General features: G+C 62.5%; 15 protein-coding genes. 2 read left to right on the top strand and 13 right to left on the bottom strand.

What is annotated here, in order from left to right; genetic code table 11:
- Positions 1-22: 22 nt before the first annotated feature.
- From H0Z09_RS04495 to H0Z09_RS04475, 5 genes are all read right to left on the bottom strand, one after another.
- On the bottom strand, positions 23-1,414 hold the full coding sequence (locus tag H0Z09_RS04495; protein ID WP_186687797.1) for a PIG-L family deacetylase: 1,392 nt from the start codon (positions 1,412-1,414) through the stop codon (positions 23-25).
- Positions 1,411-2,307, bottom strand: a complete 897-nt coding sequence (locus H0Z09_RS04490; protein ID WP_076951816.1) for an antimicrobial resistance protein Mig-14 — start codon at positions 2,305-2,307, stop codon at positions 1,411-1,413. Before H0Z09_RS04490 ends, H0Z09_RS04495 begins: the two co-directional genes overlap by 4 nt.
- A complete protein-coding gene (locus H0Z09_RS04485) occupies positions 2,307-3,437 on the bottom strand; it encodes a glycosyltransferase (RefSeq protein WP_186687794.1) in 1,131 nt (376 codons plus the stop codon). Before H0Z09_RS04485 ends, H0Z09_RS04490 begins: the two co-directional genes overlap by 1 nt.
- Complete coding sequence (locus H0Z09_RS04480; RefSeq protein WP_076951814.1) at positions 3,421-5,178, bottom strand: carbamoyltransferase; 1,758 nt, start codon at positions 5,176-5,178, stop codon at positions 3,421-3,423. The genes H0Z09_RS04485 and H0Z09_RS04480 overlap by 17 nt, the downstream gene beginning before the upstream one ends.
- A 133-nt stretch (positions 5,179-5,311) precedes the next feature.
- Positions 5,312-5,650, bottom strand: a complete 339-nt coding sequence (locus H0Z09_RS04475; protein ID WP_083735284.1) for a YceK/YidQ family lipoprotein — start codon at positions 5,648-5,650, stop codon at positions 5,312-5,314.
- Between the two features lie 174 nt (positions 5,651-5,824).
- On the opposite strand from H0Z09_RS04475, the gene H0Z09_RS04470 reads away from it, so the two are divergent.
- Entirely contained in the window at positions 5,825-7,906 is a 2,082-nt protein-coding gene (locus tag H0Z09_RS04470) for a TonB-dependent receptor (protein ID WP_186687791.1), read from the top strand.
- Positions 7,907-7,981: 75 nt separating this feature from the next.
- Positions 7,982-9,358, top strand: a complete 1,377-nt coding sequence (locus tag H0Z09_RS04465; protein ID WP_186687788.1) for a surface-adhesin E family protein — start codon at positions 7,982-7,984, stop codon at positions 9,356-9,358.
- A gap of 228 nt (positions 9,359-9,586) precedes the next feature.
- On the opposite strand, the gene H0Z09_RS04460 is transcribed toward H0Z09_RS04465, so the two are convergent.
- The 8 genes from H0Z09_RS04460 to glnE all read right to left on the bottom strand — a co-directional run bounded on the left by H0Z09_RS04460 (position 9,587) and on the right by glnE (position 19,694).
- The gene (locus H0Z09_RS04460; protein ID WP_186687786.1) at positions 9,587-11,029 is read right to left on the bottom strand and encodes a lipopolysaccharide kinase InaA family protein; all 1,443 of its coding nucleotides are present in this window, start codon (positions 11,027-11,029) and stop codon (positions 9,587-9,589) included.
- Positions 11,029-11,784 carry a lipopolysaccharide kinase InaA family protein gene (locus H0Z09_RS04455; RefSeq protein WP_186687784.1) on the bottom strand — a complete coding sequence of 252 codons (756 nt, stop codon included), beginning with the start codon at positions 11,782-11,784 and terminating at the stop codon, positions 11,029-11,031. Before H0Z09_RS04455 ends, H0Z09_RS04460 begins: the two co-directional genes overlap by 1 nt.
- Positions 11,781-12,515 carry a lipopolysaccharide kinase InaA family protein gene (locus H0Z09_RS04450; protein WP_076951803.1) on the bottom strand — a complete coding sequence of 245 codons (735 nt, stop codon included), beginning with the start codon at positions 12,513-12,515 and terminating at the stop codon, positions 11,781-11,783. The genes H0Z09_RS04455 and H0Z09_RS04450 overlap by 4 nt, the downstream gene beginning before the upstream one ends.
- Entirely contained in the window at positions 12,515-13,321 is an 807-nt protein-coding gene (rfaP, locus tag H0Z09_RS04445) for a lipopolysaccharide core heptose(I) kinase RfaP (protein WP_076951802.1), read from the bottom strand. Before rfaP ends, H0Z09_RS04450 begins: the two co-directional genes overlap by 1 nt.
- Positions 13,318-14,442, bottom strand: coding sequence for a glycosyltransferase family 4 protein (locus H0Z09_RS04440; protein ID WP_186687783.1), 1,125 nt, complete (start codon positions 14,440-14,442; stop codon positions 13,318-13,320). Before H0Z09_RS04440 ends, rfaP begins: the two co-directional genes overlap by 4 nt.
- On the bottom strand, positions 14,442-15,503 hold the full coding sequence (waaC, locus tag H0Z09_RS04435; RefSeq protein WP_186687782.1) for a lipopolysaccharide heptosyltransferase I: 1,062 nt from the start codon (positions 15,501-15,503) through the stop codon (positions 14,442-14,444). Before waaC ends, H0Z09_RS04440 begins: the two co-directional genes overlap by 1 nt.
- Before the next feature lies 1 nt (position 15,504).
- Positions 15,505-16,539, bottom strand: coding sequence for a lipopolysaccharide heptosyltransferase II (gene waaF / locus H0Z09_RS04430; protein ID WP_186687781.1), 1,035 nt, complete (start codon positions 16,537-16,539; stop codon positions 15,505-15,507).
- Between the two features lie 215 nt (positions 16,540-16,754).
- A complete protein-coding gene (gene glnE, locus H0Z09_RS04425; RefSeq protein WP_076951798.1) occupies positions 16,755-19,694 on the bottom strand; it encodes a bifunctional [glutamate--ammonia ligase]-adenylyl-L-tyrosine phosphorylase/[glutamate--ammonia-ligase] adenylyltransferase in 2,940 nt (979 codons plus the stop codon).
- Positions 19,695-19,991 lie beyond the last annotated feature (297 nt).

Raw genomic sequence — 19,991 nt, 5'->3', positions numbered from 1 at the left:
ACATTCCCTTTCACCAATGCATTCACAAACGCCAGAACAACTCATGCCGTCGTACGGCCTTGCGGAAAAACTCGTTCTCACCATAAGGCGACCGCGCACGCCCCGCCAACATCCGCTGCAGCCAACGCCGTACACGCCGCTTGAACGGCGCCTCCGGTTGCAGGTCATGCATCATGCCCAGCGCCATGGCCTTGTCGCGCTGCTGCGCCAAGGTCAGGGGAAGGCAGCAGGGGATCAGCTCTTCAGTGGCGTCGAACAGCGGCGGCAATGCAATGCCGGCACCGGCGTCGCCCATGGGCCAGCGGTCGTTGTCATGCAGGTGATTGGCGTAGCCCAACACGGTGGTCGGCTGCCACTCCAGGCCCTGCAAGGCTTGCAGCACCGCTTGTTGCGCACAGACATGATCGGGGTGCGGGTCCAGCACCGGATGCGGCAACACGATCACTTCCGGGCGCGCCATCAACAGCACGTGGCGCAGATCGGCCAGCAAATTGTTCCAGGTGGGCAGGCCGTCGCTGTCCGACGGTAAGGGGAACGGATTGAACCGACGAAAAGGCCGAACGTCGGTCAGCTCTGCTTCACGGGAGGCGAACGGCAGGTCCGGCGCGGCCTGCATCGCTTGCAATTGCAGGCAGAAGTAGCCCAGTTGCACGCAATGGGCCTGCGGCACACCGGCCCAAAGCGGCACGGCGATGCTGTCCCAGGCGCGCAGGCGGCCCTTGATGCGCGAGGCCTCGACCGCATCCAGGCCCATCCGCTCATAATGCTCGGCTTCGATCTCCCCCGCCGTCAGAGTGACGATCCAGGGTTTTTCAGCCTGGCTGTACAGGCCGAAGGCGGCCAATTCGGCGTCGTCGGCATGCGGGGCGATGACCATCACCCGTTGTGCGCGGTAATCCGGATGGGACCAGGCCCACAGGCGGGGTGAGCCGAGCAATCGGCAATGCCGCCCGCGCAGACGCAACTCACCTGCCGCCAACATCGGCGCCAGACCGCTGAGGTTCAGGTACCGAACGCCGTTGACCCCGCGTTCGAAGGTTTGCCGGTCGTCTGCCAGTTCGACGCAAGGGTCGAGAAAACGCCCCAACCAGGTGCTCTTGACCTTGATCGCCAGCACCAGCGTCGCGCCTGCCTCCAGCGCCAACGGCTGATCGAGCAGCAAGCGGTCGCCATCAAGGCGCACACCTGCCAGCTCGGCCTCTGCCGAGAAACGGTATTGATAATCTTCGTTGGGCGCGTAGAACAGGTGATCGGCAAACCAGGCTTCATGGGCGACCCAGGCCAGCACCGCCAACAGCAACGGCAGCCACCAGGCGACCAGGATGCCGACCACCACCAGCAGCAACACGCCGACCATCAACGCCGTGCGCTTGTTGCGCCGGTGACGCTTGAGCAATTGCTGCTTGCGGGTCATACGCTGAATACCTGCACGGGGTTGCACCAACGGTCCTTGTATTCGCGGTCGGCGCGGCCAAAGGAGAAACGCAGTGGCTTGCCGGCTTCGCGTGCCTGCTCCCAGGCGCTCTGGGTGTTGATAAAACTCAACACACTGCCTGGGCTGAAGGCGCGGGTTTCGGGGTCAACCCCACCGTTGACGTACTCCACGCTGATCCACTGCGGCGACTCAACCCGGTACACCAACTGAATGGCGATGGGCGCGTCGTTGAGAAAAATCACCGAGCCGATCAACCATTCACGCATCAGTTCGATCACCTCGGCCATGCGCTCGGCGCCCGTGGCGGTGAAGCCCCAGCGACGCAGGAACAGGTCGCAGTAGATGGACGCCAACTCCACGCTGGAAAACTCACTGACAGGCCGCACCAGGCCGCCCGCTTCTTCCAGCAAGCGCAGTTCGCGGCGCTGGTTGTAGCGAAACTTTTTCGACAGTTCTTCGGGGGTACGCGCCATGGCCAACTGCTCGGCCTGAAGCTTCAGGCCGCTGAAACGGCCCTCGTTCAACGCCGACAGGTAGCGCGCACGCTGGCGCAGCGGCGCCTGCGCATCGGCGGCGGCCGGCAGGATCAGCTCGGCGTTGCCGAGGTCGAACAGGCCTTTCTTGCCGCTTCGCTTGAGCACATCCTTGGACAATGCCAAGTCGCGCCCCCAGGTGGCGATGCACGCCTTGAGTTCACCGGCCTGCTCCCAGGCCAGGTAACGCACCGGAATCTGCGCCAGGCCGGCCAGGCGCTCGATCACCTGCGGATGCGTCGCGACGCTGCCGCCAAAACGTTGCCAGGCCTCGCTGTAAGCCGGCGCATCGACGACGGACCAGCCGCGCTCGCGCCAGCCTTGGAATCGATTGAGCATCAAGCCCTCGCAGTCAGTTCAATGACAGGCGGCAATTGCCAGAAGGCAGCGCGTACCGCCTGATCCGAGAATCGTGCATGCAGGCGCTCCAGCATCAGCTCGGCACACTGGCGTCGCTGCTGCTGATCCATCGCGGCCAGGTGTCCCAGCCCTTGGGCCAGGTGCTCGGCGTCGCCCAAGGGAAACAGGATGCCCACGCCTTCGACCACTTCGCGCGCGCCGCCACAGGCGGTGGCGAGCAAGGGGACGCCGGCCGCCATCGCTTCAAGCAGCACCATGCCGAAGGGCTCGTGGTCGGAGCTCAATGCAAACACATCAAACGCGCGGAAATAGCGGCGCGCATCCGGCACCTGGCCAAGGAACAGCACCTTGTCGGCAATCCCCAGCTCGCGGGCCAGTGCCTTCAGGTCCTGCTCCAGGCGCCCGGTGCCGAGGATCGCCAACCGGCTTTCAGCCGGCAACTGCGCCACTGCCAGGGCAAATCCCTTGAGCAGCGTGGCCTGGTCCTTGTCCGGGTGCAGGCGGCCGACATTGCCGACCACCCATTCATCCGGTGACAACCCAAGGGCGTCGCGCGCTTCATCCCTGGAGACCTGCAGCGCTTGCAGGGCCTCGACGTCGATGCGGTTATACAAAGTCTGGATACGCGGCTGCGGCCATTTCGGCAGGCAGCGCCGGATGTCGTCACGTACGGCGTCGGACACCGCCAGCAAGCTCAGGCGCTTGTGGAAAATCGAGGCAAACAGCCGACGGCCGCGGCGCTGGTAGTCACCAAAGGCGTGATGCACGCCAATCACCTGCAACCGCGTGGCGAGCAGCGCAATGTAGATCGGCTTGGCCCGGTGCGCGATGCAGAAACTGAAATGGCGCGAGGCGGCAATCTTGCGCATCTCGGCGATGGCGCCCAGCTTGAGGCCACGAATGGCCTTCGAGCTGTACTCCATGAACAAGACTTCATCACTGGCGCAACCGGCCGCCACCTCAGGGTCGGCGACCCCGGTGAGGAACACCGTGGTCACCTTGTAGCCCGAGCCTGCGAACAGGCTGGCGTACTGCCGCGCACAATCGAGAAACGGACCGTCATAGCCGTGGCAGAACTGCAGGACGTGGCGGTCAGCCGAGCGCGTCATAAGGGTCCACGCCGTCTTTGACGACCAGGATGTCTTCCATGATCAGGTACTGCAGGTCGGAGCCGAAGAACATGTTCAACGCGTCGGTCGGCGAGCAGATCATCGCTTCGCCACGGCGGTTGAGCGAGGTGTTCAGGGACACGCCGTTGCCGGTGAGCACTTCGAGTTCTTTCATCATGTCGTAGTAGCGCGGGTTGTATTCGCGCTTGAGCACCTGGGCGCGGGAAGTGCCGTCTTCATGCACCACTTCCGGCACGCGGGTCTTCCACTCTTCAGACACTTCAAAGGTGAAGGTCATGAACGGCGCCGGGTGATCGACCTTGATCATCTGCGGGGCGACGGTGTCGAGCATCGACGGGCAGAAAGGCCTCCAGCGCTCACGGAACTTGATCTGGTGGTTGATGCGGTCCGCCACGCCGGTCGCGCTTGGGCAACCGATGATCGAACGACCGCCCAGGGCACGCGGGCCAAACTCCATGCGGCCCTGGAACCAGGCTACCGGGTTACCGTCGACCATGATTTTGGCGATGCGCTGGGGCATGTTTTCGATCTTGCGCCAGTTCGGCTTGCTCTCATGTCTGGCGCAGGCGGCGATCACGTCTTCGTTGCTGTAGGACGGGCCGAGGTAGACGTGCTCCATCTTCTCGACCGGCACCCCACGGGCGTGGGACACGTAGGCCGCCGCACCGACCGCAGTACCGGCATCGCCGGACGCCGGCTGCACGAACAGCTCCTTGACGTCGTCACGGGCAATGATCTTCTGGTTCAGCTTCACATTCAGCGCGCAACCGCCGGCGAAGGCCAGCTTGCCGGTGTCCTTGAGGATGTCGCCCAGGTAGTGGTCGATCATCTGCAGGGCCAACTTTTCGAACAGCGCCTGCATGCTGGCGGCGTAGTGGATGTATGGTTCGTCGGCGATGTCGCCTTCGCGCTTGGGCCCCAGCCACTCGATCAGTTTGGGCGAGAAGTAGAAACCCTTGCCCTTCTCTTTATAACGGCGCAAGCCGATCACGTTGGCGTAGTCGGTGTTGATCACCAACTCGCCGTTCTCGAAAGAGGCCAGGCGCGAGAAATCGTACTTGCTGGCATCGCCGTACGGCGCCATGCCCATGACCTTGAACTCGCCGTCAAGCATCTCGAAACCGAGGAACTCGGTGATCGCGCCATACAGGCCGCCGAGGGAATCCGGATCGTAGAATTCCTTGATCTTATGGATCTTGCCGTTTTCGCCGTAGCCGAAGAACGTGGTGGCGTACTCGCCTTTACCGTCGATGCCCAGGATCGCGGTTTTCTCCTGAAAGCCCGAGCAGTGGTAGGCACTGGAAGCGTGGGCCAGGTGGTGTTCAACCGGTTCGATCTTGATTTTCTTCGGATCGAAGCCCAGTTGCTCCAGGCACCAGACGATCTTGTTGCGATAACGTTTGTAGCGACGGTTGCCCATCAGGATCGCGTCGAGGGCGCGGTCCGGGGCGTACCAGTAACGCTTGGCGTAGTGCCAGCGCGCCTCGCCGAACAGGCTGATCGGCGCGAAAGGGATCGCGACCACGTCAACGTCGGAGGGCTTGATGCCGGCCTGTTCCAGGCAGAACTTCGCCGATTCGTAGGGCATGCGGTTCTTTGCATGTTTGTCGCGTACGAAGCGTTCTTCTTCGGCGGCCGCGATCAGCTTGCCGTCGATATACAAGGCTGCGGAAGGATCATGGCTAAGGGCGCCGGACAGGCCAAGAATCGTCAATGCCACAGGGGTCTAGCCTCTTTTAGTCTGCATGCAGGCGGGTTACGCCTGAAAAAAGTGTGCTTCCCGCCTGGGCAGGAAACAGCTAAAGGGCGGGATTATAGCTTAAAAGCAGGAGGAAGCTGCTAGCGGCAAGGGACTAGAGCAGCTCGATGCTGCCGTTGACGCTTTGCTGGTAGATCGTGTAGGGCAAGACGAGCGTGTCCAGAACACCGGAGATTGGAACATCGATAAACGCCCATGGAACGTCGTTCAACGATACCCCGCTGCCGGAATTCGGCGGCCCATGCAGTACGCAAAGGTCATAGGCCACTCCACTGTAAATACGCGGAACAGACTGGCAATAGGTTTTTTTCGCCTTGAGTGAGTGAACCGTGGCGCTATCCTCACGCAAGACGGTGGTCACAGTACCGCAGCCGCCCAGAGCCAGAACACCTCCCATCACGGCCAGCCACCTCAGCATTTTTTTGGCTTTCATCGTCATCTCTTCGCAAAACTGAAAACCTACCACCAAGCGCGACCGCTGGCAGACGCCCGCAGCCCAAAAAAGCGTAGGAAGGTTCTTATTCGGCAAAAGAAGGGATGAGCCGTTAAACTCGGTTTTTTTGCGTAGACGCTATCACTCGCGTAGCGCCTCAGAACCGGCTTCTTGATGAACACATCCGCACCCACTTGCCTTGCTCTGCTGCTGGGCCTGAGCAGCACCGCCCTGGCCGATGACGCGCCCTTGGTCCTCGACCCCAGCGTGGTCACAGGCTCGCGCAGCGCCAGCCCGACCTTCGACCTGCCCTACTCGGTCGACGGCATCAGCCGCGAGCAGATCAGTGAGGGTCAATTGGGCATCAACGCTTCCGAAGCCCTGGCCCGTGTACCCGGCCTGGTGGTGCAGAACCGCCAGAACTATGCTCAGGACCTGCAGATTTCTTCCCGTGGTTTCGGCGCCCGTTCGGCCTTCGGCGTGCGCGGCATCAAGCTGATCGCCGATGGCATTCCCGCCAGCACCCCGGACGGCCAAGGCCAGGCGGCCACTTTTAACCTCGACACCGCCGAGCGCATCGAAGTGCTGCGCGGCCCGGCCGCCACGCTGTATGGCAGCAATGCCGGCGGGGTAATCCAGATGTTCTCCCGCGATGGCGAAGGCCCGCCGCGCATCGGCGCCGAAACCCTGGTGGGCAGCGACGGTTTGAGCAAGCACCACGTGACCGCCGAGGGCGCAGCGCATGGCGCAGGCTTCGTGCTCGACGCCTCACGCATGGACACCAACGGCTACCGCGACCACAGCAGCGCGCGCCGCGACCAGACTTTCGCCAAGCTCAACGTCCAGCCGGATGACGACAGCAAGCTGGCGCTGATCTACAGCAGCCTGGAACAAAACGGCACGCAGGACCCGCTGGGGCAGACCTGGGCGGCGTACAAGGCCGACCCACGCTCGGTGAGTGCGAATGCGCTGACCTACAACACGCGCAAGAGCATCGATCATCAGCAAGTGGGGATGAATTACGAGCGCTACATCGGCGATGCGACGCTGCAGGTGAATGCGTATACGGGGCGCCGGAGCGTGATTCAGTACTTGTCGATACCCAAAGGCACGCCCGCTAACGAACGCGGCGGCGGCGTGGTGCAATTCGACCGCAAGTTCTACGGCGCCAGCGTGCGCTGGATGCAGCCCGTAGAAAGCGCGCCGGGCGAGTTGACGCTCATCACCGGCCTGGACTTCGACCAGAGCGAAGACAGTCGCCACGGCTACCAGAATTACAGCGGCAACACCCTTGGCGTAAAAGGCCAGCTACGTCGTGATGAAATTGACACCGCGCGCAGCCTCGACCCTTACATCCAAGCCAACTGGGCCTTGGACCGCTGGACGCTGCAAGCCGGCATTCGCCACAGCACCATGGAATTGGACGTGGACGACCAATTCCTCAGCAACGGCAATTCCAGCGGCAACAAGACCTATCAAAAAAACACCCCATCGATGAGCCTGATGTACGCCTTCACGCCGCAACTGCATGGTTATGTCAGCGCCGGCAAAGGCTTCGAAACACCGACCCAGGCCGAACTGGCCTATGCGCCGGGCAGTGTCGAGGGCTTCAACTTTGGCCTGAAACCCTCGCAGAGCACCCAGTACGAGGTGGGACTCAAGGCCCAGCTCGACAACACGCGAATCAACGCCGCGGTTTTCCAGATCACCACCGAGGATGAATTGGTGGTTTATCAATCCCTGGGCGGCCGCACCAGCTATCAAAACGCCGGCCGCACCCTGCGCCGCGGCTTCGAACTGGGCATCGAGAGCCAGCTCAGCGAACACTGGACCTCCAACCTCGCCTTCACCCGCCTGCAGGCCACCTACGACAGTGACTTTGTCAGCGGCGGCGCAACCACCGTCGACAAGGGCAACTACCTGCCCGGCGTGCCGCAAACCACAGTGTTCGCCGAACTGAACTGGAAACCCCGCGACTGGGTCAGCACCGCCATCGAAGGGATTTACCGGAGCAAGGTCTACGTCGAGGACACCAACAACCAGCACGCCGCACCGGCCTACAGCGTATTCAACTGGCGTGCGCGCTTCGAGCAGAACGTTGAACACTGGACCTTTCACCAAACCTTGCGCCTGGACAACCTGCTGGACCGCCAGTACGTCGGCTCGGTCATCGTCGGCGACGGCAACAACCGCTATTACGAAGCAGCGCCAGGGCGCTCGTGGTATGCAGGCGCAGGCGCGCAGTACACATTCTGATCAGCGTGCCTCGCACAAAACCTGATGCGGGCGGTCCAAAGGATTGATCAAACTTCCAGCCTGCAAGGAACGCACATGAAACACATCGCGGTTATCGCAGCCCTGGGCTTGCTCAGTGGTTGCGGCGTGCAAGGCATCAAGGGCGACGCCCCGTATAAAGACATGCTCAAGAAGCCGCTGATGGCCGACTCGATCATGCGCGATGGCGACGACCTCAGTTACCAGGTTCAGGTCACGCTGACCGACAATGCCGCCGTGCCGGATATCGCGCAAATACAAGCGTCCTGCACCACCCCGGGCGGGAGCCTGCTGTATATGGAGGCCCCCGGTGCCCCGCAGCCCGATGGCCAACCCACGCGCATTACCGTCATGCGCAACCTGACGCCGGCCGTGGTTGGCGAGCTGCAACAGAACGCCAGCTTTACCGACGCCTGCGCCCGCACGCCGCGCCCGGATTGGCGCCTCGTCAGCACTACGGGCACCCAACGCCAATTGTTGATCGACCGTGCCAGCCTCAAGAGCGTGGGCGACAAAGTGGAGTTCTGGGGCGCCTACGATGAGCCGCTTATCCTGATCAACAAACCCAAGAAGATGCCCTATGCCCAGACACGCATGCACTGGGAGGTGAGTTGCAGCCGCCAGACCTATCGCACCCTGGCCGCTTTCAGCCTGACCCCGAAAAATACGGTGACCTTCGGCAACGTAGTCGCCATTCCCGTAGACCAGCCCTTCAGCAGCGCCGAGGCGGATACACAGACCTTGCTCAAGGCCGCGTGCTCACCGACAACCGCGCAGTTGCCGGTCGCCGTTGCGCGTACCAAACTCCAGCAATCCCTGACACCCGCCCCTGTCCCGGCAGCGGTGACAGAGGCGATTGCCGCACTGAGAATGCCCGTGGCAGCCAAGCCTCTGCGTCATCTTATGGAGAAGCGCGACTTGGACTCTTCCAGCTTGCGCACTGACGTGTTCATTGAGCCTGCGGCTGGGAACGGCCCGCTTAAAATCCGCCGGGTCACCCAGTTTTCGAGCACCCGCATCACCACATTCCGAGGATTGTTCAGCCTGACTTTTCAAAGCGATTTCGAACTGCACGGGATGAAAGTTTCGGCCGCCAGCAATGTTGAGCAACTGAGCTTTACCGGCGACTGGAAGCAGATGCCGATCGGTGCAACGCTGGGGTTCAAACTCAAGGAGCTCAATCGCAACACCGCCGAAGAGGATCGCGTGCTGTCCCGCGATTCGACCTGCGTCGTGGCGCGCGAACTGCCGGCCAGCAACATCAACTCGGCGCTGAGTGGCAATGCGAAGGAGCTCAACTGCATAGCCACGGGTGATAACTACCAGGCCACCAGTACCGTCATGTACCTGCAGGACTACGGATATTTCTTTACCACCCAGGACGTCATCCAAGGCAAATACAAAACCCGTACGGCACTGGTCAACGCACAATAGCCTCGACTAATAGCGCCAGCAGGCGCCGACCGGCAAAGCTGAAGGTCAGCACACCGGTCGCCCACTCGACATTTGTAGTGAGCGGGCTCGCCCCGCGTTGGGCGGCGAAGCCGACCCAATCCAGGCGGCCTGATTCTATCTGGAGTTCGGCGGTGTCTTTATTGGGGCCGCTTCGCAGCCCAGCGCGGGGCGAGCCCGCTCACTACATAATGTGCAAGCCGGCAAAGCTCAGGCGATCTGTTTAGGCAGGCGCTGATCGATCAGTTGATACAACGCGCTGCTTTCAGGCCAGTTGCGCATGAACCGCGCCCGGTCCTTGGCAAACGCCGGGGCGAAGCTGGCGTCGGAGCTGTGCTGGCGCATGGCGTCGAGGTCGATCAGCGACCAGCGATCCTTGTCCCAGAACAGGTTATGCCCCTTGAAATCACCATGACTGATGCGTTCGCGGATCAGCTCGGCAAACAGATGGTCCAGGGCCAGCAGTTCGTCTTCCGGCGCATCACCCTTTTCAACATAGGGCGCAAAGCGCTCGATGATGTCCGGCCCGGTGATGAGTTCGGTTACCAGATAGGCGCGGCCGCGCAGCCAGCAAAAGCGCTTTTCCAGCACCGCCAGTGGCTTGGGCGTGGCGATGCCAAGAAACATCAGGCGATTGCCTTCGCGCCAGGAATGCCAGGCGCGGCTCGGGCGCCAGAAGCGTTTGAGCCAATGGGCGATCCCCTTGATGTTGTAGCGCTTGATCACCAATGAGCGCCCTGCCACTTCGGCCTTGGCCACCGTGGCGGCACCACCGGTCTTGAAGAGATGGCCCTGGCTGAGCAACGCGTCAGCCTGCTCAAGCACCGGCAGCATCGCGGCTTCTTCCTCGCGACGGATGGCACGCAGTGCAAACGGCCCGCGCAGCACACTGAACAGGGTGCATTCACGGCCGACCTTGTTGAGAAAATCCTTCAGGCGCCAGGCACTGACTTTGCGCACCTGCTTTTCCAACGCTTGCATCGGCAGGGCATGTTCGCCGTTGCCAAGCAGGTAATACACCAGCAGCTCCTCGTTGAACGGTTCGAGGTTCTTCGGCAACTGGGCGAAAAACACCCCTAGGTTTTCCAGCACGCGGTTGCGCGACAGTGGCTTGCCCGCCTCTTCCACACGAATTCCGGCGCCGTCGATCAAGTACAGCTTGCCGTCCTGACGCAGCAAGTTGTCCAGGTGCAGGTCTTCCTGCCACAGGCCTTTGGCGTGCATCCGGGCAATCGCGCCCAGCGCTTCGGCAAGCACCGCCGTTTGCTCATCGGCCAGCGGCGGCAGATTTTCGACGGCATGCCAGGCATCGGCCAGGCTTTCGGCGCCTTCGATAAATTCGAACAGCAGCCAGCCGCCCTCGCCCTCTTGCAAGCCATCGGCCAACAACAACGGCGTGGTCAGGCCTTGCTCGGCGAGCAGGCGCACACCGCTGAGCTCACGCTGAAACTGTCTCGCCGCCCTGCTGCCCACCAGCAACTTGGCCAGCACCGGACGCCCGCGCCATACCGCAGCGCCTACGTAGCGCTCGCCCGGCAGTACGCGCAGCAGGCTCAGCAGTTGCAATTGACCTGGGCCCGCCGCATCGGCCAGCTCAAGGGTCAGGGGCAGATCCGGAGTGCGACCGGCGGTTTTCAGCTCAGACAAACGCATCAGCGGTTTTCCTTGTGGCTACGACGGGTATTCAGGCGCTGGAACCACATATCGACCAGCGTACCGTCCGCCGGCTGCTGCAGATACGCCGCCAACAGCTGGCGTACCTGCACGTCGGACCATTGGGGCGCGCGACGCAGCAACGGCTCCAGATCCTTGACCCGGTCCCGCCAGCCGAACAGCAGCGGGCGGGTTTTTTCCAGGTCGATCAACTGCGCGGCATAACCGTCGCCGGTCGCCTGCAGGAAAATATGCTTGGGGTAAAAACAGCCATGCACCTGGCCGACGCTGTGCAACCGACGGGCAAGTTGACCGCAGGCCAGCAGGATCGCACGGTGCTGGGCATCGCTCAGCGCAGGCCATTGTTCCAGCAGCGAATCCAGGTCGTTCCAGCCGTCCAGCGCGCGCGTGAGCAGCATCGCGCGGTGTTCACCCGCGACTTTGCGCTCGCCGTAGAACACCGCTTGCAACGCCGGGACACCGAGCTTGCGATAGCGGCTGATGTTACGAAATTCGCGGGAGAAACTCGGCTCGCCAAAAGGCCGGTGCAGGCTGCGCGTCAGGTAATTGCTCTGGCGCTTGAGGTAGTAACCGTGGCCGTCGAGCTCCAGGCGAAACACACTGCTCCAGCCGCCGCGACTGGTATTGGGCTCGTCGACCGCATCCAGTTGCCTGGCCCACAGGGCGTCGAACGTCGCCAGACCGTTGCGCTCCAGCAGCGCACGGTCTTCAGACGCCAGGAAATCATCACTCATTCACGTCCCTCGAAAAACTTCACCACATGGCGAATACGCTGTTTGTCCGCTGCACTGAGGTGCCGGCGCTGACGGTACTGCATGTAGAAACGCAGGCGCTGGGTGGCGGACAAGTGATACTTGGCCACCTTGTCCAGGCAAGCCAGGTCTTTGGTGATGCGGTACTTGAGCCAGAAACCGCGCCAGAAATCGCCATTGGGGCAATCGATCAGGTACAGCGTCGCCTGATCATCGATGAGCAGGTTGCGCCACTTCAAGTCATTATGGGTAAAGCGATGATCGTGCATCGTGCGCGTGTATTCGGCGAGCTGGCGGCTCACCGCATTGACCCACTTGGGGTCACGCAGGCGTGCATCGTGACGCTCGGCCAGCACCGAAAGGTCTTCTGTCCTGGGCAACTCGCGGGTGATCATCGCGCCACGGTCGTAGGCCAGGCCCTTGCGTTCCAGGCCCCAGGCAACCACGTCGGCCGTGGGAATGCCCCACTTGGCGAACCGCTTGAGGTTCTGCCATTCGGACTTCACCCGCGGCTTGCCCAGGTAACGCCGCAAGCCCTTGCCGGCGCCGACGTAGCGCTTGACGTAGTAATTGACCCCGCCGCGCTCCACTCGGATCACTTCCGACAGCGGGTCGCGGGTCAGCCGCTCGCCTTGCAGGGCGAAGACCGCCTCGAGACTGCCAAAATCATCCGCCAGGTTCGCGTACGCAGGTTCCAGGTTCCAACCCGCCATCAGATCGCATCCCCGTAGCGTTGCTTGCGCGCGTAGAGCTTGTCGGCCTTGCGCTGCATCAGGCTCAACGACGCCGACTGCTCAGCCAGGATCTGGCGCAGTGGCTGGCGGAAGTAGCCCTTGAGAAAACGTAGCTTGTCGCGACGGGTCAGGCCGATATCCAGCGCCGAGTAATACAGCGCCGAGAGATCCTTGTCGCGCCAGCGCAGCGGCAAATGCGCACGCAATTGGGCACGGTGCAGGTCGATCACCGACAGCTTGATGTCGCTGGCGTCGATGGGCTTGGCGGTATCCAGCAGGAAGTGGCACAGGTAGCAATCGCGGTGGTTCACGCCACCTCGGTGCATGTCGCCGACCATGCGCGCCAACTCGGCCGTGAGGGCGTGGCGCAGCGCGGGCGCAGGCGGTTCGGCCACCCAGTTGACGGTCAGGTCTTCCAGGCTGATGGTCGGCGCCAGCTCTTCGGTGATGATGAACGAATGCTGGTCCGCCGGGTTGCTGCCCTTCTCGCCGAAGGCCACGCCGGTCATGGTGGGCACGCCCAGTTCCTGCAAGCGGTGGATGGCATCCCATTCGAGGCCGGCGCCCAGCACCGGCAGCTTGGCGGTGATCAGGTTCTTGAAAATTTCCGCCCAACCGATGCCGCGGTGGATCTTCACGAAATACGGACGACCAGCGACCTCGGTGCGCAACGTGCGACGTGCCGCCAGTTCGCGGAATACCTGGCCTTGCAGTTTCTCGACTTCGGCAAAGGCATCAAGCCCGGCCCATAACGTCTTGAACGGTTCGGCAAGAATCAACTTCATCGTTTTGGCTCCGCCAGAATCACATCCGCCGCGTGCTGCGGCATGCTGTAGAGGTCGGCCGTCTCGGCGAAGGCCAACCCATTGCGGCTCCAGGCCGCGCGCTGTGCAGTGTCGGTGAGCATATTCGCCAGGTACTCGTTGAGCTGCGTTTGTTCGAACGGCTCATCCAGCACCAGGCCACTGTCGGCCTCGGCGATGTAATGGGCATAACCACACACGGCCGAGACCAGCACCGGTAACCCGGCCACCAAGGCTTCGAGCAATACGGTGCCAGTGTTTTCGTTATACGCCGGGTGGATCAACAGGTCGGCGCCCAACAGGAAACGCGGGATATCGCTGCGCCCCTTGAGGAACTGCACGTTATCCCCCAGGCCCAGCGTGGCGCTTTGCAATTGGAATACCTTGGGGTCGTCCTGGCCGATTACAAACAAGCGCGTGCGTTTCTTGAGTTCAGCCGGCAATGCCGCCACGGCTTTGAGGCTGCGGTCGACGCCTTTGGTCTTGAAGCCGGAGCCGATTTGCACCAGTAGCAGGTCGTCATCGCCGAGGTTGAATTCCTTGCGGAAACCCTGGCGAATCTCGGCCGCATTTGGCGGCGCGCGACGGTCCTGGGCAATGCCCGGCGGCAGCAGGTGAAAGCGTTGCAGCGGTGTGTCGTAGTGCTTGATGAACAGCGGCTGCTGCACTTCGGAAATCATCAGGATTTCGGTCTTGGCGTCCTTGGCGAAAACCGCGCGCTCGTACTCGGCAAAGTGGCGATAGCGGCCAAAGCTTTTGTACAGCGAGTGCCGCAGGTTTTGCGCCTTGTCTTCAAAACAGCCGTCGGCGGCGTAATACACGTCCAGGCCGGGCATTTTGTTGAATCCGATCAGGCGGTCCACCGGGCGCTTGGCAAGGTCAGCCTCCATCCAGGCGCTGAGTTTCTCGTTGCGCCGGTGGTTGAAGAACGCCTTGACCGGCGCCACCAGCACTTCGAAACCGGGCGGGATGTCGCCTTCCCAGATCAGCGTATAGACACGAATCCGATGACCGCGCTGCTGGCATTCCAGGGCGATGCGCATGAAGTCACGCTGCAGACCACCGAAGGGGAAGTATTTGTACAACACGAAAGCCAGTTGCATCAGTGCAGCTCCTCAGCCAGTAACAACGTGCTCAGTCGGCTTGCCACACGCTCAGGGTTCAGGCGCGTGAAGCACAGGGGCGACTCGCGCTTGACGTCGAACCGACGCAGGTCGTCGGCCGTCGGTTGATAGGTACAGTGTTTCTGCAGGCATGGCGCGCAGGGCCAGTCGCTGGCCAGGTGGATCTGGCCCTTGCCGTAGGCACCGGTGAGTCCGGGGTTGGTCGGGCCGAACAGCGAAATGGTCGGCACATCCAGCGCCGCGGCCAGGTGACCAAGCCCGGTGTCCACCGCCACGCAAGCGCGGGCGCCGGCCAGTACACGGGCGACACCGGCCAGGTTCAGCTTGGGCAGCACTTCGGCGTGTGGCAGGCCTAGGGCCAGGCGTTCGGCGCGGGCTTTTTCGTCGGCATTGCCCCATGGCAATTTCACCTCCACGCCCAGGCGCCCCATGCGTTCGGCCAGCTCGCGCCAGTAGGCTTCGGGCCAATGCTTGGTGTCCCAGGTGGTGCCGTGCAGCAGCAGCACGAAAGGTTTCTTCGGTGGCAGGCCGAGCAGCTTCTCGACGCTCAGGCCGTAGTCGCCCAGGCCTTTGGGCAAGTCATAACCCAGCGCCACGGCGAACAGTTGGCGCAAGCGCTCCACCGCATGCTGCCCGCGCGCCACGGCCAGGCGCCGCGAGTAGAAACGCGCGGCGATCGGTTCACGCGCCGAGCTTTTGTCAAAACCGGCGATGGGGGCACGCACATAGCGGGTCAGCCAGGCGCTTTTCAGCAGGCCCTGGGCATCGATCACCAAGTCATATTTGGTCGACTGGATGCGCTGCTTGAAGCGTCGCCACTCGCCGCTCTTGAGGGTTTGCCAAAGGTTTTTGCGCCAGCGCCGGATCGCCACCGGGATCACCTTGTCCACCGCCGGGTGCCAGGTGGGGATTTCGGCGAAGCCCTCTTCCACCACCCAGTCGAATTGAATGCCGGGGATCGCCCGCGCCGCATCGGTCAGTGCCGGCAAGGCATGGATCACGTCGCCCAGGGATGAGGTCTTGATTACCAGGACGCGCAAACTAACGAACCTCGACCACGGAGCCTTGCAACCGCTGCAAGGCTTCGTTCACCGGCTGCGGCAGCAACTGGCGCATGCAGTTGTAGTGACCGAACCGGCAGGTGCGATCGAAACACGGGCTGCAGTCCAGGCCCAGGCGCACCACTTCGACCTGGTCGGCCAATGGCGGCGTGAACCCAGGCGACGTCGAGCCGTACACCGCCACCAATGGGCGGTTCAGGGCAGCGGCGACGTGCATCAGGCCGGAGTCGTTGGAGACCACCGAATCGGCACAGGACAGCAGGTCGATGGCCTCGGCAAGCGACGTATCGCCGCTGAGGTTGACCGCTTCTTCGCGCAGGCCGGGAATCAGGCGCTGACGAATATCTTCACCCACCGGATGGTCCTTCTTCGAACCAAACAACCACACCTGCCAGCCTTCGCGGATCCTGGCCTCGGCCACCTGGGCATAGTGCTCCGCCGGCCAACGCTTGGACTCGCCGAACTCAGCCCCCGGGCACAGCGCCAGGACCGGGCGGTCGAGCGCCAGGCCAAACTTGGCCAGCGCGGCGTCGCGGCTGACCGGGTCGATCCGCAGGCTCGGGCGTGGATATGGCTTGGGCAGCTCGGCGCCCGGCTCATAGGCCAGGGCCATGAAACGCTCGATCATCAGCGGATAGCGGGCCTTGTCCAGGGTGCGCACGTCATTGAGCAGCACGTAGCGGAACTCGCCACGCCAGCCGGTGCGCTTGGGGATGCCGGCAAAATACGGCACCAGCGCTGACTTGAGCGAGTTGGGCAACAGGATCGCCTGGTCGTACTGGCCGGCCAGGGATTTGCCGATGCGCCGGCGGGTCGCCAGCTCGAGGGCACCGTGGCCGAGCGGGAAGCTCAAGGCCTGGCGAACTTCGGGCATGCGTTCAAGGATCGGTCGGCTCCACTCGGGGGCAAGCACGTCGATCTGGCAGTCTGGGTGGCGCATGCGCAGGCACTGAAACAGTGTTTGCGCCATTACCATGTCACCGACCCAACTGGGCCCAACGATCAGAATATTCATGTAGTTTCCACAAACGATGCGGGGAGGCTTATGCCTCCCCGCCTCGATGATTACTGTAGGAGCGGGCTTATTTGAATACCGGCTATGTGGGAGCAGGCTTGTGAGGGAGCTGGCTTGCCTGCGATGGCATCACCTCGGTACGACTGAATGCCGAGGCGTCTGCATCGCGGGCAAGCCCAGCTCCCACACAAGCCCACTTCCCTTGCAATCAAGTTTCAGCTTAAACCCAGTTCCTTCCAGATTCGCATCACCTGCCGCCGCTCGTCGGCAAACTGATCCCCCGTCACCGTACCGGCCTCGTTCTGCAGGGCCTGGCGGTGCGCGGCGGATCGATAGGCCTTGTACACCTCGCGCAGCAGATGGGCATCGGCGGCGGGCATCAACCCCACCTGCTCCAGGCCTTCAAGAATGCGGATATTGTCGGTGTAGCGCAGCAACGATGGATGTTGTGCAGACCACGCCAAAGCTGCGTATTGCACCATAAATTCAATATCGACGATACCTCCGGCGTCCTGCTTGAGGTCGAACGCCGCCGTGGCTTCGAAGGCATTGGCGCCGGTACCGGCCGCCGTGCCCTTGGTACCCAGGTTGTCACGCATCTTGGCGCGCATCTCGCTGACCTCCTGGCGCAGCTTCGCCAGGTCCCGTTCCTGCCCCAGCACGTTGGCGCGCACTTGCTCGAACGCCTGGCCCACATCCTGGCTGCCCACCAGCACCCGGGCGCGAACCAAGGCCTGATGTTCCCAGGTCCAGGCTTCATTTTTTTGATAGCGGTCAAACGCCCCGAGCGAACTGACCAGCAGCCCGGAGGCGCCGGAAGGCCGCAGGCGCATGTCGACTTCGTACAGCTGGCCGGAGTTGGTCTGGGTGGTCAGCAGGTGGATGATGCGCTGGCCCAGGCGCGTGAAGAACTGCGCGCCATCGATCGGCTTGGCGCCGTCGGTTTCGGCCTGCGGGTCGCCGTCGTGGATAAATACCAGGTCCAGGTCCGAACCATGCCCCAGTTCGATCCCGCCGACTTTCCCGTAGCCGACAATGATGAACCCGGGATCGCACAGGGTGCCGTCCAGGCGTTGTGGCGAGCCATGCCGCGCTACGGTCTGGCGCCAGGCCAGGGCCAGCACCTGTTCGAGAATGGCTTCGGCGAGCCAGGTGAGATAGTCGCTGACTTTCATCAGCGGCAGGCTGCCGGCGATTTCCGAAGCCGCCACGCGCAGGCGGTGGGCCAGCTTGAAATGACGCAAGGCTTCCATCTGCTGCTCAAGGTCGTCCTCGGGAATGCGCGTCAGGCGCTCGCGTAGCTCGGCCGCCAGCTCAGGCGCCAAGGGTGGCTTGAACAGGCGGCCTTCGTTGAGCAGTTCGTCGAGCAACAGTGGAAAGCGCGTGATCTGCTCGGCGATCCACGGGCTGGCAGCGCACAGGGTCAACAGCCGGCGCAGGGCGTCGGGGTTTTCCGTGAGCAGTACCAGGTAGGCGGACCGTCGGGCGACGGCTTCAACCAGCGGCAACACGCGCTCCAGCACCAGGTCGGGGTTGGCGTGTTCGACCGCCTGGGCGAGCAGACGCGGGATAAACGCGTCCAGGCGTTCGCGGCCCAGGCGCTGCATGGCACGCAGTTGCGGGCTGTTGCGCAGGCCGGCCAACGCCTTGAGGGCCTTGGTTGCGTCGGTGAAACCCCCTTCGGCCAGTTGGCGGCAGGCCGCCTCGTCATCCTGGGATTCTTCCCACAGCGGTAACCATTCACCGCCTACGACCAATTCGCTTTCTTCGCCTTCTTCTTCATCCGGATCGGCGATCACCTGGCGGAAGTGCCAATCCACCCGGCCGCGCCAGTGCATCAGGCGCTCATGGAACGCGGCCCAGTCGGCAAAACCGAGCATAAAGGCAATGCGCGCCTGGTCTTCCGGGCTGTCCGGGAGCATTTGCGTCTGGCGGTCGGCAATCGCCTGGATCGCGTGTTCGGTGTAGCGCAGGAATTCATAACCATTGCGCAGTTCGGCAATCACCGCCGGCGGCAGGTAGCCCTGGCCTTCCAGGGTGCCGAGCACCTTGAGCAGCGGCCGCTGCTGCAGGCTCAGGTCGCGGCCGCCGTGGATCAGCTGGAATGCCTGGGCGATAAATTCCACTTCGCGGATGCCGCCCGAACCCAGCTTGATATTGTCGGCCATGCCCTTGCGCCGCACTTCCTGCTGGATCAACTGCTTCATGGTGCGCAGCGCTTCAATGGCGGAGAAGTCCAGGTAGCGGCGGTAGACGAACGGTCGCAGCATGTCGAGCAACTGCGCGCCCGCCACCTGGTCGCCCGCCACCACCCGCGCCTTGATCATGGCGTAGCGTTCCCAGTCACGGCCCTGGTCCTGGTAATACTGCTCCAGCGCGTTGAAGCTGAGCACCAGCGCACCGGCCGAACCGTAGGGGCGCAGGCGCATGTCGACGCGGAACACGAAGCCGTCGACGGTCATCGGGTCAAGAGCCTTGATCAGTTTTTGACCAAGGCGGATAAAAAACTCCTGGTTGTCCAGGGACCGTTTCACGCCGACCGTCTCGCCGCCTTCGGGGTAGGCGAAGATCAGGTCGATATCCGACGACAGGTTCAGCTCCACCGCACCGAGCTTGCCCATGCCGAGGATCACCATGTGCTGCGGCTCGCCGCTGCGCCGGCCGGTAGGCGTGCCGAACTGCGCGCAGTGGCGCTGGTACAGCCACTGGTAGGCCTGGTCGATGCTGGCGTCGGCCATGTCGGACAGATCGCGGCAGGTTTGCACCAGGTCCGCCTGGCGGGTCAGGTCGCGCCAGATAATGCGCACTTGCTGGCGGGTACGCTGGCGACGCAGCGCACGGCCCAGCTCGTCTTCTGTTTCGGCTTGTTGCACGGCGCCAGCCAGCTGCCCGCACAGCTCACCGGGCGCGAAACCCCGGTCCAGCTCGCCCGAGGCCACCAGCTCAAGCAACATCAAAGGGTCACGAAGGCTCTGTTCAATGACGAAATCACTGGCGGCGCACACACGGGCAAAGTCGGCCCACCGTTGCGACGTCCACGCAGAAAGTCCATGATCGTCTTCCAGCGCGGCCACGGCGTCACGAAATGACTGCTCGGCCCGCTGGGCTTTTGGCAAGAGAATGGCTGGCAATTCGGCCAATGTTGGCAGGCTCATGGTCTATCCTTGATCGGCGCGTAAATGGCTTGTTGCCGTGGACGTGATACCGACGCTACATGCAGGACTGTCGAACAAAGGTTATAAATAGCTGAAAAATCAAAGTTGTTGGCAGGGAACATTAAACATCTACCTTTTCTTGTTCGCAAAAGATCAACAATAACGATTATGCTCACCAGCCAGACCGAGCCATACGCTCAGTCTTGTGTAGTTTTACTACTCGTATATACATTCGAAAGGCTGAAATGGCCGACGATTTGTAGTAAAACTACAGGACGCCGAAGCAACCTTCGGCCA

It is taken from the genome of Pseudomonas sp. SWRI18 (genome assembly GCF_014268345.1).
GTDB lineage: Bacteria > Pseudomonadota > Gammaproteobacteria > Pseudomonadales > Pseudomonadaceae > Aquipseudomonas > Aquipseudomonas cedrina.
The sequence above is the reverse complement of the archived record's forward strand: the minus strand, read 5'-3'. Positions and strand labels throughout refer to the sequence as shown.

Bases quoted from the DNA above. Each gene is read 5' to 3' on its own strand.
- H0Z09_RS04495 (WP_186687797.1), bottom strand. From the start codon at position 1,414: ATGACCCGCAAGCAGCAATTGCTCAAGCGTCACCGGCGCAACAAGCGC.
- H0Z09_RS04490 (WP_076951816.1), bottom strand. From the start codon at position 2,307: ATGCTCAATCGATTCCAAGGCTGGCGCGAGCGCGGCTGGTCCGTCGTC.
- H0Z09_RS04485 (WP_186687794.1), bottom strand. From the start codon at position 3,437: ATGACGCGCTCGGCTGACCGCCACGTCCTGCAGTTCTGCCACGGCTAT.
- H0Z09_RS04475 (WP_083735284.1), bottom strand. From the start codon at position 5,650: ATGAAAGCCAAAAAAATGCTGAGGTGGCTGGCCGTGATGGGAGGTGTT.
- H0Z09_RS04470 (WP_186687791.1), top strand. From the start codon at position 5,825: ATGAACACATCCGCACCCACTTGCCTTGCTCTGCTGCTGGGCCTGAGC.
- H0Z09_RS04465 (WP_186687788.1), top strand. From the start codon at position 7,982: ATGAAACACATCGCGGTTATCGCAGCCCTGGGCTTGCTCAGTGGTTGC.
- H0Z09_RS04460 (WP_186687786.1), bottom strand. From the start codon at position 11,029: ATGCGTTTGTCTGAGCTGAAAACCGCCGGTCGCACTCCGGATCTGCCC.
- H0Z09_RS04455 (WP_186687784.1), bottom strand. From the start codon at position 11,784: ATGAGTGATGATTTCCTGGCGTCTGAAGACCGTGCGCTGCTGGAGCGC.
- H0Z09_RS04450 (WP_076951803.1), bottom strand. From the start codon at position 12,515: ATGGCGGGTTGGAACCTGGAACCTGCGTACGCGAACCTGGCGGATGAT.
- rfaP (WP_076951802.1), bottom strand. From the start codon at position 13,321: ATGAAGTTGATTCTTGCCGAACCGTTCAAGACGTTATGGGCCGGGCTT.
- H0Z09_RS04440 (WP_186687783.1), bottom strand. From the start codon at position 14,442: ATGCAACTGGCTTTCGTGTTGTACAAATACTTCCCCTTCGGTGGTCTG.
- waaF (WP_186687781.1), bottom strand. From the start codon at position 16,539: ATGAATATTCTGATCGTTGGGCCCAGTTGGGTCGGTGACATGGTAATG.
- glnE (WP_076951798.1), bottom strand. From the start codon at position 19,694: ATGAGCCTGCCAACATTGGCCGAATTGCCAGCCATTCTCTTGCCAAAA.